The sequence below is a fragment of the Amycolatopsis anabasis genome, from assembly GCF_009765355.1.
GTDB lineage: Bacteria > Actinomycetota > Actinomycetes > Mycobacteriales > Pseudonocardiaceae > Amycolatopsis > Amycolatopsis anabasis.
In genome coordinates this window covers 1-15,616 of the sequence record NZ_VTHK01000069.1, presented here as the reverse complement: position 1 = coordinate 15,616, position 15,616 = coordinate 1, and the positions used below count along the sequence as shown (strand labels likewise).

Sequence of the window (15,616 nt, the reverse complement as noted above, 5' to 3'; positions counted from 1 at the left end):
TCGCTTACCTGAGTGTGAAACTCGCTTGCCCGAACGTGGAACTCAGTTCGGGGCGATGAGGGTGCGTTTTTCGCCGCGGGCCCAGCCGTTGATCCACCAGGCGGCTTCGACCAGGACGATGCCGACCGCGGCGCAGGCGAAGGCGATGCCGGTGTAGCCCAGGTTGCTCGGGTCGAGCAGGAAGAAGTCCTGGGTGAACGGGATCAGGAACATCGCCAGGGTGAGCGCCACCATGCCCGCGATGAGCCCGATCTTCCACCAGGCGTAGGGCCGGGCGATGATCGCCAGCACCCACAGCGCGATCGAGATCAGGGTGATCAGGGCCGTGGTCCCGGCCTGTTCCTTGTCCAGTTCGGTGGCGCCGGATCCTTGGTACACCAGCAGATACGACACGAAGGTGGCCGCGGCGATCACCACGCCCGCCGGGATCGCCGTGCGCATCACCCGGCCGACGAACCCGGAGCGGGCGCGTTCGTTGTTCGGCGCCAGGGACAGCACGAAGGCGGGCAGCCCGATGGTGAACCACGCCGTGATGGTCACGTGCCGCGGCAGGAACGGATACGGCACCTGCGCGAGGCCGACCGCGAGCGCCAGCAGCACCGAGTACACGGTCTTGGTGAGGAAGAGGTTCGAGACGCGCTCGATGTTGCCGATCACCCGGCGGCCCTCGCCGACCACATGCGGTAGCGTCGCGAACTTGTTGTCCAGCAACACGATCTGCGCCACCGCGCGGGTCGCCGGGCTGCCCGCGCCCATCGCCACCCCGATGTCGGCGTCCTTGAGCGCGAGCACGTCGTTGACGCCGTCGCCGGTCATCGCGACCGTGTGCCCCTTCGACTGCAGCGCGCCGACCATCGACCGCTTCTGCAACGGGGTCACCCGGCCGAACACCGCCGAGTTCTCCACCGTGTCCGCGAGCAGCGCCGCGTCCTCGGGAAGCTTCCGCGCGTCCACCGGGTTCCCGGATCCGGGCAGGTCCAGCGCACCGGCGACCGCGCCGACGGACACCGCGTTGTCCCCGGAGATCACCTTCACGGTGACCGACTGGTGCGCGAAGTAGTCCAGGGTGTCCTTGGCGTCCGGGCGGATCTTCTGCTCGAGCACGACCAGCGCCAGCGGGGTCACCGCACCCGGTCCGTCCGGCGCGTCGACCTGGCGCTCGGCCTGCCCGAGCAGCAGCACCCGCAGCCCCTGCGCGCCGATCCGCTCGGCCTCCGCGCGTTCGGGATGATCCGCGTCCAGCAGCACGTCCGGCGCGCCGAGCACCCAGTTCCCGTGCCCGGCGAAGCTCGCGCCGCTCCACTTGCGCGCCGACGAGAACGGCATGACCGCCTCGACCCGCCACCCGGGGTCGTCGGGAAACGCCTCGGCGATCGCCTGCAGGCTCGCGTTCGGCCGCGCGTCGGCCCGGGCGAGCGCGGCCAGCGCGGTCGGCACCGGCACGCCGTCCTCGGCGAGGCCCCGCACCTCGCCCAGCCGCATGGCGTTCTCGGTGAGCGTGCCGGTCTTGTCCGCGCACACCACGTCGACGCGGGCCAGCCCCTCGATCGCGGGCAGCTCCTGCACCAGGCACTGCCGCTTGCCCAGCCGGATGACCCCGACCGCGAACGCGACGCTGGTCATCAGCACCAGCCCCTCGGGCACCATCGGCACCAGCGCGGCGACCATGCCGCGCAGCGCGTCCGGCAGCGCCTGGTCCCCGGCCAGCTGGTTGTAGATGGTCAGCGCCCCGGCCGGGATCAGCAGGTAGGTGATGAACTTGAGGATCTTGTCGATTCCGGACCGCAGCTCGGATTTGACCAGGGCGAACTTGCTGGCCTCCTCGGCCAGTTTCGCCGCGTAGGCGTCCTTCCCGACCTTCGTCGCGCGGAACGCCCCCGATCCGGCGACCACGAAGCTGCCCGACATCACGTGGTCGCCGGGTTGTTTGACGACCGGATCGGATTCCCCGGTGAGCAGCGACTCGTCGACCTCCAGGGCGTCGGAGGCGAGCACGTCCCCGTCCACCACGACCTTGTCCCCGGGCCCCAGTTCGATCACGTCGTCCAGCACGACCTCGGCCGGATCGATTTCCCGGCTCTCCCCGTCGCGGCGCACCCGGGGCCGGGCCTGCCCGACGATCGCGAGCTGCTCCAGGGTCCGCTTGGCGCGCAGCTCCTGGATCATGCCGATCGCGCTGTTCACGATGATCAGCCCGCCGAACAAGCCGTCGACCAGGTATCCGGTGGACAGGATGATCGCGAAGAGCACCCCGTAGATCGCGTTGATCCGGGTGAACACGTTCGCCCGGATGATCTCGCCGGTGGTCCGGCTCGCCTTGGTCGCGACGTCGTTGGTCTGGCCGGCGGCGACGCGCTCGGCGACCTCCGCGGCGCTCAACCCGTTCGCGACGTCCGGCAGGAGCACGTGCTGGTCGCTCGACATGTGCCGACTCTATTCGTCCGGGTTGTGCCCCCGCGTCACCCTTCGGGACTACTACCGGATGACCAAAGTCAGCATTTCTCGTGCTCGGGTGTAGTACCCGGCAACACCTGGTCGACCCGCCACCGGCCGCTCTCCTGGACCACCGGCAGCACCAGCCGCCAGCGGATGCAGCCCTCCGGCAACTCCGGCGGCGCGTACTTGACGTTCTGGGTGCTGGTGAAGGTGACCAGCACGTGCAGCGCGCTCGGCCCGACCGCTTCGATGCGGTGGACGACGATGCTGCCGTCCCTGGTCGTCTCGTATTCCCGCTCCCACTGCGACTGGGTCCTGGACTGGAGCCGTTCCCGGGTCACCGTGTCGCGCCACTGCTCGAAGTTGCGGTGGTTGATGGCGTCGAAGAAGTTCTGCAGCAGGTCCCGGACGTCCTCGTCGTGCGGGTGCAAGACGGCGTCCGCACTGAGCTTCACCGTGGGATCGCCCGGCTGCTGCTCCGGGGCGAGCGAACTCGACGTCGGCAGCTCGTCGGCGGTGCCGAGTTCCTCCACCGGCTGCCGGTACAACTCCCGCGCCAGCAGGCCCCCGCCGACCGTGAGCGAGAGCACCACGATGAGCGCGGGTACCAGCCAGCGCAGGCGGGTGGTCGAGGTGGCTGGCATACCCGGCAGCCTAGCCGGGAGCGATCACCCGACCTGGTGCAGCCAGGTAACGGGCGCGCCGTCGCCGGCGTGGCGGAAGGGTTCGAGCGCTTCGTCCCAGTTCGCGCCGAGCAGTTCGTCGAGCTTGTGCGCGAGCTGCTCGCCCGCGCGGCACTGCGCGACCAGGGCGCGCAGGTGGTCCTCGCCGACCACGATGTCGCCGTTGGCACTCGTGCGCCCGTGCCACAGCCCGAGCCCGGGCGCGAAGCAGAACCGTTCGCCGTCCACGCCGTAGCTGGGCTCCTCGGTGACCTCGAAGCGCAGCATCGGCCACGCCTTGAGCGCGGCGACCAGTTTGGCGCCGGTGCCCGCGGCCGCGCTCCAGCCGCATTCGGCACGCAACTGCCCTGGAGCGGCTGGTTGCGCCGTCCACTGTAGATCGACTCGGCCACCCAGGGTGCCCGAAATGGCCCACTCGACGTGCGGGCAAACCGCAGACGGCGACGAGTGGACGTACACCACGCCACGGGTGTTTCCACGGGTGCTCACTGCTGACCTCCGCTACTCGACGAGGGGCGTCTTCCCCTACGACCTCGCGAGTTCCGGCGGTCCGATCCCGTCCGTGACGCTTGCCCCGACATTGTGCACCCCATGAGTGCACTTTGGCCACACGAACCCCAGAAATCGCACCACAGATGTGGAGCAAGGGAACTTTACTCCCTCAACTGAGGGGTAAAGCTCCCTTGCTTCCGCCTCAGGAACCGAGCAGGTTGGCCGCGGCCACCGTGTCGACCAGGCCCGCGCCTTTGTCCACACTGGACGTCAAACCGCCGCCGACCGGCGAATACGGCGCGCCGTTGGTGAACTTGTGCGCCGTCGCCTTGATCGCGTTCTCGATCTCGGCCGGGGTGGCGGCCGGTTTGGCCTGGAACAACTGCGCCACGATGCCGGTGATCTGCGGCGCGGCCATCGAGGTGCCGCTGATCACGTTGTACGTGCCGAGGTCGAGCAGCCCGGGACCGTTCTTCGGCTGCAGGCCCTGGGTGCAGATGACCAGCCACGGCCGGCAGGCGGACAGGATGTTCTCGCCCGGCGCCGACACGTCCGGCCAGGTCGCCGGATCGGTGGCCAGCCCGCGCGAGGAGAAGCCGGAAACCGCGCCGTCCCGGGTCCCGGTGCCCTGATCGTTGTAGGAGGCCACGGACAGCACGCCCGGGGTCGGGTCCTGACCCGGCGGGTTGGACAGGTTCGCCGAGCCGTCGCCGCCGTCGTTGCCGTTCGCCCACACCGTGACCACGCCCTCGGCGGCCAGCGCGCGCTGCAGTTTCACCGTCGCCGAGTTCGGGTCGAAGGCGCCGCCACCGCTCGGCCCGTAGGAGTTGTTGATCGCCTTGATCGGCGGGCAGGCCGAGGCGGGCACCCCGGGGCCGCAGGGCGCGGCGTGGTTCTCCAGGACCCAGTTCAACGCGGCATCGGTGCCCAGCACCAGGATCGCCGCGCCGGTCGAGATCGAGACGATCTTGGACCCGGGCGCCGAGCCGCCGACCTTCGTGCCGTCGGACAGCGTGCGCGGGTTACCGGCCGCGATCCCGGTGACGTGCGTGCCGTGCCCGCCGAGGGAGAGGCCGTCGGTGTCGACGAAGTTCGGCACGTCCGTGATGCAGTTCGTCGCCGTGCCGTCGAGGCAGAGGCTCTTCAGGTTGCGGACCACCCGGGTGCCGCCGTCGGCCGCCCGGAACGCCGGGTGGTTCGGGTCGACGCCGGTGTCGATGATCGCGACGGAGACACCGCTGCCGTCCAGGCGTTTGCCGTTCGTCCCGGTCAGCGTGGCCTGGGCCGCGGCGCTGCGGGTGGCCGCGGTGCCGGTGCCGCCGCGGGCGACGAGCGGATCGTTGTTCTCCACGTAGGTGACGCCCGCGGCGCGCCGCACGGCCCGCACCTGGTCGGCGGTGCCCTGCGCGGCGACCACGCCGATCCGGTCGAACGAACCGACCTTGCGCAGTCCGGCCCGGCCGACCGCCCGGTCCGCGGTGGCGAGGTCGGTCCCGTGCACGAGCGCGGTGACCTCGGCGGAACCGCCGAGCGTGGACAGCAGCCTGCCGAGGGACCCGGAGACCGGGGCCGAGCCTTGGGCGTTCGCCGGGGCGGTCCCGGCGAACGGGAGTGCGAGCAAAGCCGCGGCCAGGGCGCCGGGCTTTCGCCATCGCCCGATTCGTCTGTGCATCTCGGTCTCCTGTCTTCTCCGTTGAAGACCCCCCGGTTGTTACCAACGGGTAGGCACTCAACTAGGTGACAAGGACCACTGTCAATGGTCACGTCCCGCTCTCCGGACCGCGCACTTTCAGCCGATCGAGGTCCTTCGGCCGGTCGGTGCCGTCATACGCAGGGAATCGACGGTCCCGCGCTAGCGTGTGCACCCGAGCACAAGTTGGACTCGGGGAGGTGCGCAGTGCGGCTGGTTCGCCTTGCTCGACAGCCGTCGCGGGTGGCCGACGACATCCGGGCCGCGCTGGCCTCACTCGGGCGCGGCAGCACGGTGGTCGGCGGCGTCGCGCTCATCGGGGTGCGCTTGCCGGACAGCTCGCAGGTCGTGGACGCCGTCGCGCTGCTCCCCCGCGGGCTGCTCGTCATCATCGGGGTGGACCTGCCGGATCCGGCCATGCGGCTGGACGCGCCGCTGCGGGGCCAGTGGAAGGCGGACGGCTGGCCGCTGGTCAGCGCCGACGACGCGGTGAACCCGGCGACCGAGGCGCTCGCGCGGTCCGAAGCGGTCGCCGAACGGATCCGTTCGTCCGTGCACGCGGCCGTCCCGATCGGGACCGTGGTCGCGGTGGGCCCGTTCGTCGAGACGGTCGAGCAGCCCGCCGCCGACCTCGCCGGACCGGTGCGCGTCCTGCACCCGACGCCGACCAGCATGCTGGCCGCGACCGTGTCCCTCGCCTCGGCCGCCGAACCGTGCTCGATCCGGCATGCCCGCACGCTCCTGGAACTGCTGGCGCCGGACGCGCCGGAACTGGCCGACGAACTGCTGCTCGGCGAGGGGTTCAGCGATCGGGACGAGCCCGAACCGGCCGCCGCGGCCGAACATCCGCCGGCCGCGCTCGCGACGACGGTCCCGGCCGACCATCCGAAGGCCGAGGCTTCGGCGGAACCCCTGTCCGCCCCGACCGATCCGGCCCCGAAACCCGTCGTCACCGCGCAGCGCCCGCCCGCGCCGCCGGTGCCGTCCAGCCCACCGCCACAGCCGCAGCCGAGTCCACCGGCGCCGCCGAGTTCGCCGCCGCAGGCGGAACAACCCCCGGAACCCGAACCGGCCCCGCCGCCCGCGCCGCGGTCCCCGCGAACGGTCCGCTGGCTGCCCCTGGGCGCCATCGCGCTGCTCGTGGCGCTGCTGATCGCGGCGATCGCCGTGGCGGCCAGCGGTGAGGACGGGCCGGAACCGCCGCGGCCCGCCAACTCGCCGAGCCCGTCCCCGGCCGCCCCGCCACCGCCGAGCGCGCCCGCCAGTACGCCCTCGAGCGCGCCGGCGAGCAAACCCCCGGCGAGCGTTCAGTTCACCCCGCTGGTTTCGAACGCCGACCAGCGCTGCGCGTCGCACGCCTTCGGGGACGTCCAGGGCAGCCTGCAGCGCACCAGTTGCGACGGCGTCCAGCGCGCCAGTTTCACCGCGACCGTGGACGGACGCCCGGCCGCGGTGACGATCGGGGTGGTCACCTTCGCCAATCCGGGAATGGCCGCCGACTTCAAGAAGGTCGCCGACGCCCCGGGCGGCGGCGGGATCACCGATCTCGCGACCGAGACCGGCAAATGGCCCGATCCCAAACCCCGGTTCGAGGGCAGCGCCTACGCCAGCGCCGCCGACGGCGCGGCGGTCCGGCTCGTGCAGGCCTGCTGGCTCGACGGCCCGTCCACCCCGGACGACCCGGCCCTCATCCAGGCCGCCGCCACCGCCCTGACCCTCGCCCTCTGATCCGGGTCACAACCCGTATTCCTCCAGCAGGCGGAGCCAGACCTCGCTGATGGTCGGGAACGCGGGGACCGCGTGCCACAGCCGGTGCAGCGGAACCTCGCCGACGATCGCGATGGTCGCCGCGTGCAGCAGATCGGCGACGTCCTGGCCGACGAACGTCACCCCGAGCAGCACCTCGCGTTCGGTGTTCACGACGATCCGCGCCTTGCCCTGGTACCCGTCCGCGTGCAACGACGAACCGGCGACCGCGATGTCCAGATCGACCACGCGATCGGCGCTGCCCTCCCGCGGCCCGGCCAGCCCGACCGCGGCGACCTCGGGATCGGTGAACACCACCTGCGGCACCGCGTGGTGGTCGGCGGTCGCGGCGTACCGGGTCCACGGTCGCGTTTCGACGCGCTCCCCCTTCGCCTTGGCCACCAGCACGTCCCCGACCACACGCGCCGCGTATTTGCCCTGGTGGGTCAGCGGCGCCCGGCCGGTCACGTCCCCGGCCGCGTACAGCCAGCCGCCGTCCACTTCGGACACCTGCCCGGAGTCGTCCACGGCGAGCGACTGACCCCCAGTCATGCCAATGGATTCCAGCCCGAGGTCATCGGTCGCCGGGCGCCGCCCGGTGGCGACCAGCAGCTTGTCCGCGGTCAACGTCGCCCCGCCACGCAGTTCGAGCCGGGTCTTGCCGTCCACTTCGGACACCGCCGTCAGCCCGGATTCCAGGTGCACTTCCACCCCGGCCTCGCGCAATCCCTCGGCCACCGCGTCGCCCGCGAAGTCCGCGTACTTCGGCAACGGCCGCGGACCGGACACGATCAGGTCAACCCGCGAGCCGAGCCTGGCCCATGCCTGCGCCATTTCCACCCCGACGACCCCGCCGCCGAGGACGGCGAGCCGGCCCGGCACCGCACTCGCCGAGGTCGCCTCCCGCGAGCCCCAGGTCGGCACCTCGTCCAGCCCGGGAATCGACGGGGTCTTGGGCACGCTGCCGGTGCAGACCACGACACCGTGCCGCGCCCGCAGCACGCGACCGCCGTCCACTGTGACCTCACGCTCGCCGGTGATCCGGCCGTGCCCGCGCACCGGTTCGATACCGGCGCCGCGCACCCAGTCCTCCTGCGCGGAGTCGTCGCCCTTACTGGTGAACGAGTCCCGGCGCTCGAACACTTTGGCCGCGTCGAGCGCGTCGCCGACCGGCACGCCGGGCATGCGGTGCGCGGCCGCGAGCAGGTTCGCGGGGCGGAGTAATGCTTTACTCGGAATGCAGGCCCAGTAGGAACATTCGCCGCCGAACCGCTCGTGCTCGACCAGTGCGACCGTCAGTCCCCCTTGAGCCGCACGGCCCGCCGCATTCTCCCCGACCGGTCCGCCGCCGACCACGATCACATCGAAAGTCTCCGTCATGCATCCCAGCGCACACCACACGCGCGCCGCGCGCAACCTAAACGGTAGTCTCGCTGGCAAGTTGAAAAGGTCGGCGGCAACGTTCTTCACGACGGTCGCGATGCCGATTGCCCTTCGACATCGAGCACGGGAGGTTTTCGTGGCTAGGAACACAGCGGTGCAGTTGCTGGATGACCTGAATGGCGAGCCCGCGGAGGAGACGGTCCGGTTCGCGTTGGACGGTGTCCAATACGACATCGACCTGTCCGGGGAGAACGCGGACGCGCTGCGGGAAATCCTTGAGACGTATGTCGAACACGGCCGCCGGGTCGGCGGCCGGAAGCGCGCGATTCGCCGCATCGGACGGCCGAAGCGCGGGCGGAAGGTCGCGGGCCGCACCACCGCGACGAAGGCCACGGCCAAGAAGGCCGAACCGAAACGGGCGGCCGCGAAGAAACCCGCCGGGCGCGCGACCGCCGCGAAGGCCACCACCAGGACCGGTGGCACTCGGTCGTCCGCGAAAGCCACGGCGAAGTCCGCGGGCACCAAGTCCACGGCGGCCAAGGCGACCACGGCCAAACGCGCGACGGCCAAGACCGCCGCGAAGGCGCCCGCCAAGTCCACCGCGAAGAAGACCACGACCGCGAAGGCCACCGCGCCCGTGCAGAAGGCCACCGCCGCCCGTAAGGCGACCGCGGAAAAGAAGACCACCGAAAAGAAGACGACGACGGCCGCGAAGAAGACTTCTCGGACTTCGAGTGTCCGGAAGGCGCCGCCGGTGCTGTTCTCCGCCGCCGAGTGAGCCGAGTGAGTCGAATGCGCTGATCGGTCCAAAGCGAAGCGCCCCCTTTCCGACGAATCGAAAGGGGGCGCTTTGCCGTAGGGACGGCAGGGACGCGCTACAGCGCCTTGAGTTCCTCGACGATGTCACCGACCGAGGTCTTCGCGTCGCCGAAGAGCATGCTGGTCTTCGCGTCGTAGAAGAGCTCGTTGTCGATTCCGGCGAATCCCGAACTCATCGAGCGCTTGAGCACGATCACCGATCGGCTCTGGTTGACCTTGAGGATCGGCATCCCGTAGATCGGCGAACCGGGATCGGTCTCGGCCGCCGGGTTGGTCACGTCGTTCGCGCCGATCACGAGTGCCACGTCGGTCTGCGCGAATTCGGAGTTGATCTCGTCCATTTCCTTGAGCTGGTCGTAGGGCACGTCCGCCTCGGCCAGCAGCACGTTCATGTGCCCGGGCATCCGGCCCGCGACCGGGTGGATCGCATAGGCGACCGAGATCCCCTTGGACTCCAGCAGTTGCGCCATCTCCCGGACGGCGTGCTGGGCCTGGGCGACGGCCATCCCGTACCCGGGCACGACGACGACCTTGCCGGCGTAGGCCATCTGGATCGCGGTGTCGGACGCGCTCGTGCTGCGCACCGGCCGGTCCTCGGCGGACCGCCCACCGGTCGCCGCGGCCCCGCCGCCGAACCCGCCGGCCACGATGGCGGGGATGGACCGGTTCATCGCCTTGGCCATCAGGTTGGTCAGGATCGAACCGGACGCGCCGACGATCATCCCGGCCACGATCAGCGCGGTGTTGTCCAGCGCCAGCCCCATCGCGGCGGCCGAAAGCCCGGTGAGCGCGTTGAGCAACGAGATCACCACCGGCATGTCGGCGCCGCCGATCGGCAGCACCACCAGCACCCCGAGCACCGCCGCGGCGACCAGCAGCCCGATCATCAGCCATTCGGAATCGCCGCCGGCCGCGATGACCACGGCGAGCGCGAGGGCCGCCACGAGCACGATCACGTTCAGCGGCTGCTGCAGTTTGCCGAGGGTGATCGGGCGCCCGGAGATCAGCTCCTGCAGCTTGCCGAACGCGATGTTCGAGCCCCAGAAGGAGATCGACCCGACCAGCGCGGCGAACAGCGACGCGATCGCCACGTACTCGGGTTCGTGCGCGTAGCCCTCGGTGGTCCGGAATTCCACCCACGCGATCAGCGCCACCGCGCCACCGCCGACGCCGTTGAACAGCGCGACCATCTGCGGCATCGCGGTCATCTTCACCTTGCGGGCGGCCGGGACGCCGACGACCGTGCCGAGCACCACGCCGAGAATGATCAGCAGCCAGTTGCCCATCCCGGGGGTGAGCAGGGTCGCGACCACGGCGATGACCATCCCGGCCGCGGCGATCCAGTTGCCGCGCACCGCGGTCCGCGGTCCGGTCAGGCCCATCAGGCCGTAGATGAACAGCGCGAACGCGATGATGTAGAGAACGGCGATGAAACTGCTCATTTGCCTTCCCCGCCCTCGGAGTCCTTCGGCGCCGGCTTCTGCTTGAACATCGACAGCATCCGGTCGGTGACCAGGAATCCGCCCACGACGTTGATCGTGCCGAACGCGATCGCGATCACCAGCAGGATCTTGTTCAGCACCCCGTCCGCGCCGAGGCCGAGCACGATCAGCCCGCCCAGCAGCACGATGCCGTGAATCGCGTTGGTACCGGACATCAGCGGTGTGTGCAGGGTGTTCGGCACCTTCGAGATCACCGCGAAACCCACGAATCCGGCGAGCACCAGGATCGCCAGGCTCTCCACCAGCATCAGGCTTCCCCCTTCTCCCGGCCGGCGACGCACGCGCCGGCCACGATCTCGTCGGAAAAGTCGAGAGCCAGCTTCCCGTCGGAGTCCACGAGCAGCTCCAGCAGTTCGGTCACGTTGCGGGCGTAGAGCTCGCTCGCGTGGGCGGGCATTTCGGCGGGCAGGTTCAGCGGCGAGGTGATGGTCACGTCGTAGGCGACCACGTCCGTGCCCGCCTCGGTCAGCGCGCAGTTGCCGCCGGATTCCCCGGCCAGGTCGACGACCACCGCACCGGCGGGCATTCCCCGCACGGCCTCCTCGGTGACCAGGATCGGCGCGGTGCGGCCGGGCACGAGCGCGGTGGTGATCACGACGTCGAATCCGGTGATCGCCTCGGTGAGCCGGCGCTGCTGTTTGGCCCGCTCGTCCTCGGTCAGCTCGCGGGCGTAGCCGCCTTCGCCGACGGCCTCGATGCCGAGGTCGAGGAACTGCGCGCCGACCGACCGCACCTGCTCGGCGACCTCGGGCCGCACGTCGTAGCCGGTGGTCTGCGCGCCGAGCCGTTTCGCCGTGGCAAGCGCCTGCAACCCCGCGACCCCGGCGCCGAGCACCAGGACCTTCGCGGGTGGCACGGTCCCGGCCGCGGTGGTGAGCATCGGGAAGAACCGGGTGAGCTTCTGCGCCGCCAGCAGGACCGCGCGGTACCCGGCGACGCTGCTCTGCGAGGACAGGGCGTCCATCGCCTGCGCCCGCGAGATCCGGGGGATGGACTCCACGGCGAACGCGGTCACCCCGGCCTTGTCCAGCGCGGCCACGCCGTCCACATTGGACAGAGGGGCGAGGAAGCCGATGAGCACGGTGCCCGCGGCGAGCTTGCCCACCTCCGCGCTGGTCGGCGGGGCCACCTTGAGCACCACGTCCGCGGACCACGGATCCCCGATCCGGGCACCCGCCGCCTCGAAGACGTCGTCGGCGAGCTGGGCACCCGCCCCGGCGCCCTTCTCCACGACGATGCGCAGTCCGCGCCGGGAGAGCCGTTCGACGAGTTTGGGCACCAGCGCGACCCTTCGCTCGCCGGGTTTCGACTCCTTCACCACCCCGACACTCAGCGATTCACTGTCTGCCACTGCACGACCTCCTCGCGAGTGAGGGCCGCCCGCGCGGTGTTACCGGGCGTCGTCACCCGAATACGCCTAGTCAGGTTTTACCATGAAAGATCAGTGGAGCGGCACCACCTTAGGGTGTGCTACGCCAGTTCGGCACCCCTAGCACGATCAGCCGCAGGCGTTTCTCCGCTGTTCGGATGATGCGCTCGTCGGTTTCGGCGTGTCGCGGACGCGCTTCGATGAGATCGAGCACCGTCGCCTGCATCGCGGTGACGATCAACTCGGCCATCATGTGCAGGTCCTCGGTCGACCAGCCGCGCAGTTCGTCGAACCGGGCCAGGTCGATCGCGAGTTCGCTGGCGAACAGCTTCAGCTCGGTGCCGATCGCGCGGGAAAGCGCGCCGGTCCCCGCGTAGCGCTCCCTGGTCAGGAACCGGAAGTGGTCCTCGTGCGCGCGCACGTGCTCGTACAGCGTGCGCACCGACGCGCGGATGAGGTCGGGGTACGCGGCCGGATCGCTGCGGGCCGACCGGATCATCCGGCGCAGCGTGCGCATCGATTCCTCGACGAGTGCGACGCCGAGTTCGTCCATCGAAGCGAAGTGCCGGTAGAACGCGGTCGGCACGATTCCGGCCTTCTTCGTCACCTCGCGCAGGCTGAGGCTGGCGAACGCTCGCTCACTCACCAGATCCAGTGCGGCATCGAGCAATGCCTGCCGGGTGCGCTGTTTTCGTTCCTGGCGGCTCACTGGTTCAGACGGCGACACGGTGGTCAGAGTACGCATGTCCGCCAAGGTTTTGATCTTCGCGCTATCGCTCACGTCACATCATTCGCCCTCGCAGTTGACAGTGTCCGCGGAATCCACTCCACTGTTCAGTGTACATCTGTTCACTGGAACTGGAGTTGTGATGGCCGCGCTCCTCCCGCGACGCGCCCGCCCCCGCATGCGGCGGCTCGCGTCCCTCGCCGAGGCGCTGCTCACGCCGCACGGCATGGACCGCTACCTCGAGCTGATCGATCCGATGCTGGTCCGCCGCGAAATCCGCGGGGTGGTGACCGAGGTGCGGCACCAGACCGCCGACACGGTGACCCTCACCCTGCGCACGAGCCGGGCGTGGGGCGGTTTCACCGCGGGTCAGTACGTCCGGGTCTCGGTGGACATCGACGGCGTCCGGCGCACCCGGTGCTACTCCCCCGCCAATTCGCAGCACCGGAGCGACGGCCTGCTGGAACTGACCGTCAAGGCGGATCCGCAGGGCCTGGTTTCCCGTCACCTGCACGAGAACGCGGCGCCGGGCATGGTGCTCGGGCTGTCCCGGCCGGACGGCGGGTTCACCCTGCCCGAGCGCCGGCCGCGCCGGGTGCTGATGATCAGTGGCGGCAGCGGGATCACCCCGGTGCTGTCGATGCTGCGGACCCTGGCCGACGAGCGGCACGTCGGCCGGATCACCTTCCTGCACTACGCCAACACCGCCGAGGACGTGCTCTACCGGGACGAGCTGGCGGACCTGGCCGCCCGGCACCCGGCGGTGCGCGTGGTCTTCGCGTACACCCACGCCCGCGGCGGCGAACTGCGCGGCTTCTTCTCGGCCGAGCACCTCGAGGCGGTCGCCCCGTGGTACCGGGAGGCGGAAACCTACCTGTGCGGGCCGACCCCGCTGATGGATTCGGTCCGCGAACTGTTCGGCGCCGACGGCTTGAGTGAACGGCTGCACACTGAGGAGTTCGCGCCGCCGGTGCTCGAGCTGGACACCGAGAACGCGACCGGCCAGGTCCGGTTCACCCACAGCGGCAGGGAGATCACCAATACCGGCCGCCCGCTGCTGGAGCAGGCCGAGGAGGCGGGCCTGCGGCCGGAGCACGGCTGCCGGATGGGCATCTGCTTCTCCTGCACCAAGGTCAAGACCACCGGCTGCGTGCGCAACGCCAAAACCGGCGCGCTGTCCACCGAGGAGAACGAGGAAATCCAGCTCTGCATCTCGGTGCCGGTCGGCGACGTCGAAATCAACTGCTGAAGGAGTTTCGCCCATGACTGGCTTGCAAGACCGGCTGACGCCGGAACAGGTCGAGGAGTTCGGCCGGGAAATCGACGCGATCCGGCAGCGGATCGTGGACGACCTCGGCAAGGCGGACCTCGACTACATCCAGAACATCATCAAAACCCAGCGGGCGCTGGAGATCACCGGCCGCGGGCTGCTCTTCGCCGGGTTCTTCCCGCCCGCGTGGGTGGCCGGGGTGGCCGCGCTTTCGGTCGCCAAGATCCTGGACAACATGGAGATCGGCCACAACGTGATGCACGGCCAGTACGACTGGACGCGCATTCCGGCGCTGAGCTCGCAGCAGTTCGAATGGGACACCGTGGCCCCCGCGGAGAACTGGCGCCATTCGCACAACTACATCCACCACACCTACACCAACATCCTGGACAAGGACCGGGACATCGGCTACGGCATTCTGCGGATGGACCCGGCGCAGAAATGGAGCCCGTACTACCTCGGCAATCCGCTGTACGCCACCCTGCTGGCCATCTTCTTCGAATGGGGCGTCATGCTCCACGATCTCGAGGTCGACCGCCAACTCAAGGGCGAACGCAAATGGTCCGAGTTCAAGGAGGTCCGCGCCCGGATCATCCGGAAGGCCTCCCGCCAGATCGGCAAGGACTACGTTCTCTTCCCGCTCCTCACCGGCCCGCTCGCCCCGCTGACCCTGCTCGGCAACGCGACCGCGAACCTGACCCGCAACCTCTGGGCGTTCGCGATCATCTTCTGCGGTCATTTCCCGGCCGACGTGGAAAGCTTCACCGAAGAGGAGACCGAGAACGAAACCCGCGGCCAGTGGTACCTGCGCCAGATCCTCGGCTCGGCGAACATCACCGGCGGCAAACTGTTCCACATCATGACCGGAAACCTCTCCCACCAGATCGAACACCACCTGTTCCCGGACATCCCGGCGCGCCGTTACCCGGAAATCGCCGACGAGGTCCGGGCGATCTGCGAGAAATACGGGCTGCCCTACCACACCGGCCCGCTGCACAAGCAACTCTTCTCGGTCGCGAAGAAGATCGTGAAACTCGCCCTCCCGTGGACCGGCGAACGCAGCGAACCCGGCCCCAAGCCCACTACCCTCAACCGGGACAGGAAGCTCACGGCGGCGTAGGGACGGACATGGTGGGAGAGTTCGAGCGCAACAAGGACACGGTTCAGGAGCTCACCGAATCGGCGGCGACGCACATCGGCAACATCGCGACCATCATCACCGGCGCGATCCGGGACATCGCCCGGGAGACCGGCGACTGGCTCACCGATTTCATCGAGATGCGCGAAGCCTCCCGGCGGGCCCAGGCCGACGAGGAGAACTCGGCGGCCGAGCCGGTCACCGGCGAGTCGCTGCGCCCCGACACCGAACCCGAACCCTTCCCCCGCGACCGCACCTCAGAACCCCCACCCCGAGTCGTGGACCCCGACCCCACCGAGTGAGTCCCCCAATGGGCATTTTTCATCTTGGTTTTTGCTGGTGGGGTGGGGTTGACCGGGTG

Annotated in this window: 13 protein-coding genes and 1 pseudogene; 5 read left to right on the top strand and 9 right to left on the bottom strand. The window is 69.8% G+C overall.

Annotated elements, in window-relative coordinates:
• Window positions 1-42: 42 nt before the first annotated feature.
• The 4 genes from FXO23_RS44320 to FXO23_RS44305 form a co-directional block, all read right to left on the bottom strand.
• Window positions 43-2,424, bottom strand: coding sequence for a cation-translocating P-type ATPase (locus FXO23_RS44320; RefSeq protein WP_158893861.1), 2,382 nt, complete (start codon window positions 2,422-2,424; stop codon window positions 43-45).
• 68 nt (window positions 2,425-2,492) lie between these two features.
• Window positions 2,493-3,080 (bottom strand): hypothetical protein, encoded by a 588-nt coding sequence (locus tag FXO23_RS44315; RefSeq protein ID WP_158893859.1) that lies wholly within the window; start codon window positions 3,078-3,080, stop codon window positions 2,493-2,495.
• A 24-nt stretch (window positions 3,081-3,104) separates the two neighbouring features.
• Window positions 3,105-3,608: a DUF3145 domain-containing protein gene (locus tag FXO23_RS44310; protein WP_158893857.1), complete on the bottom strand. Its 504-nt coding sequence runs from the start codon at window positions 3,606-3,608 to the stop codon at window positions 3,105-3,107.
• A gap of 205 nt (window positions 3,609-3,813) precedes the next feature.
• Window positions 3,814-5,283, bottom strand: a complete 1,470-nt coding sequence (locus tag FXO23_RS44305) for a S8 family peptidase (protein WP_158893855.1) — start codon at window positions 5,281-5,283, stop codon at window positions 3,814-3,816.
• A gap of 225 nt (window positions 5,284-5,508) precedes the next feature.
• On the opposite strand from FXO23_RS44305, the gene FXO23_RS44300 reads away from it, so the two are divergent.
• Window positions 5,509-7,029: a hypothetical protein gene (locus FXO23_RS44300; protein WP_158893853.1), complete on the top strand. Its 1,521-nt coding sequence runs from the start codon at window positions 5,509-5,511 to the stop codon at window positions 7,027-7,029.
• A 6-nt stretch (window positions 7,030-7,035) separates the two neighbouring features.
• Here FXO23_RS44300 and FXO23_RS44295 read toward each other — a convergent pair whose 3' ends face one another.
• The gene (locus tag FXO23_RS44295) at window positions 7,036-8,427 is read right to left on the bottom strand and encodes a dihydrolipoyl dehydrogenase family protein (RefSeq protein WP_179957054.1); all 1,392 of its coding nucleotides are present in this window, start codon (window positions 8,425-8,427) and stop codon (window positions 7,036-7,038) included.
• Between the two features lie 139 nt (window positions 8,428-8,566).
• Here FXO23_RS44295 and FXO23_RS44290 point away from each other — a divergent pair, with 139 nt between their 5' ends.
• Window positions 8,567-9,208 (top strand): histone-like nucleoid-structuring protein Lsr2, encoded by a 642-nt coding sequence (locus FXO23_RS44290; RefSeq protein WP_179957053.1) that lies wholly within the window; start codon window positions 8,567-8,569, stop codon window positions 9,206-9,208.
• A 97-nt stretch (window positions 9,209-9,305) separates the two neighbouring features.
• Here the strand turns inward: FXO23_RS44290 and FXO23_RS44285 are convergent, their stop codons facing one another.
• From FXO23_RS44285 to FXO23_RS44270, 4 genes are all read right to left on the bottom strand, one after another.
• Window positions 9,306-10,691, bottom strand: coding sequence for an NAD(P)(+) transhydrogenase (Re/Si-specific) subunit beta (locus tag FXO23_RS44285; protein ID WP_158893851.1), 1,386 nt, complete (start codon window positions 10,689-10,691; stop codon window positions 9,306-9,308).
• On the bottom strand, window positions 10,688-10,999 hold the full coding sequence (locus FXO23_RS44280) for an NAD(P) transhydrogenase subunit alpha part 2 (RefSeq protein ID WP_158893849.1): 312 nt from the start codon (window positions 10,997-10,999) through the stop codon (window positions 10,688-10,690). The genes FXO23_RS44285 and FXO23_RS44280 overlap by 4 nt, the downstream gene beginning before the upstream one ends.
• Complete coding sequence (locus tag FXO23_RS44275) at window positions 10,999-12,102, bottom strand: Re/Si-specific NAD(P)(+) transhydrogenase subunit alpha (RefSeq protein ID WP_158893847.1); 1,104 nt, start codon at window positions 12,100-12,102, stop codon at window positions 10,999-11,001. The genes FXO23_RS44280 and FXO23_RS44275 overlap by 1 nt, the downstream gene beginning before the upstream one ends.
• Window positions 12,103-12,211: 109 nt before the next feature.
• Window positions 12,212-12,865 (bottom strand): TetR family transcriptional regulator, encoded by a 654-nt coding sequence (locus FXO23_RS44270; RefSeq protein ID WP_179957052.1) that lies wholly within the window; start codon window positions 12,863-12,865, stop codon window positions 12,212-12,214.
• A 124-nt stretch (window positions 12,866-12,989) separates the two neighbouring features.
• Between FXO23_RS44270 and FXO23_RS44265 the strand changes: the two genes are divergently transcribed.
• From FXO23_RS44265 to FXO23_RS44255, 3 genes and pseudogenes are all read left to right on the top strand, one after another.
• Entirely contained in the window at window positions 12,990-14,096 is a 1,107-nt protein-coding gene (locus FXO23_RS44265) for a ferredoxin reductase (protein ID WP_158893843.1), read from the top strand.
• Between the two features lie 13 nt (window positions 14,097-14,109).
• The gene (locus tag FXO23_RS44260) at window positions 14,110-15,237 is read left to right on the top strand and encodes a fatty acid desaturase family protein (protein ID WP_158893841.1); all 1,128 of its coding nucleotides are present in this window, start codon (window positions 14,110-14,112) and stop codon (window positions 15,235-15,237) included.
• 8 nt (window positions 15,238-15,245) lie between these two features.
• Window positions 15,246-15,434, top strand: a pseudogene (locus FXO23_RS44255) (hypothetical protein); the annotation flags it as partial.
• Window positions 15,435-15,616 lie beyond the last annotated feature (182 nt).

What these genes read in the sequence shown, in the direction of transcription:
- FXO23_RS44320 (WP_158893861.1), bottom strand. Translation starts at nt 2,424, where the DNA reads ATGTCGAGCGACCAGCACGTGCTCCTGCCGGACGTCGCGAACGGGTTG.
- FXO23_RS44315 (WP_158893859.1), bottom strand. Translation starts at nt 3,080, where the DNA reads ATGCCAGCCACCTCGACCACCCGCCTGCGCTGGCTGGTACCCGCGCTC.
- FXO23_RS44305 (WP_158893855.1), bottom strand. Translation starts at nt 5,283, where the DNA reads ATGCACAGACGAATCGGGCGATGGCGAAAGCCCGGCGCCCTGGCCGCG.
- FXO23_RS44295 (WP_179957054.1), bottom strand. Translation starts at nt 8,427, where the DNA reads ATGACGGAGACTTTCGATGTGATCGTGGTCGGCGGCGGACCGGTCGGG.
- FXO23_RS44285 (WP_158893851.1), bottom strand. Translation starts at nt 10,691, where the DNA reads ATGAGCAGTTTCATCGCCGTTCTCTACATCATCGCGTTCGCGCTGTTC.
- FXO23_RS44280 (WP_158893849.1), bottom strand. Translation starts at nt 10,999, where the DNA reads ATGCTGGTGGAGAGCCTGGCGATCCTGGTGCTCGCCGGATTCGTGGGT.
- FXO23_RS44270 (WP_179957052.1), bottom strand. Translation starts at nt 12,865, where the DNA reads ATGCGTACTCTGACCACCGTGTCGCCGTCTGAACCAGTGAGCCGCCAG.
- FXO23_RS44265 (WP_158893843.1), top strand. Translation starts at nt 12,990, where the DNA reads ATGGCCGCGCTCCTCCCGCGACGCGCCCGCCCCCGCATGCGGCGGCTC.
- FXO23_RS44260 (WP_158893841.1), top strand. Translation starts at nt 14,110, where the DNA reads ATGACTGGCTTGCAAGACCGGCTGACGCCGGAACAGGTCGAGGAGTTC.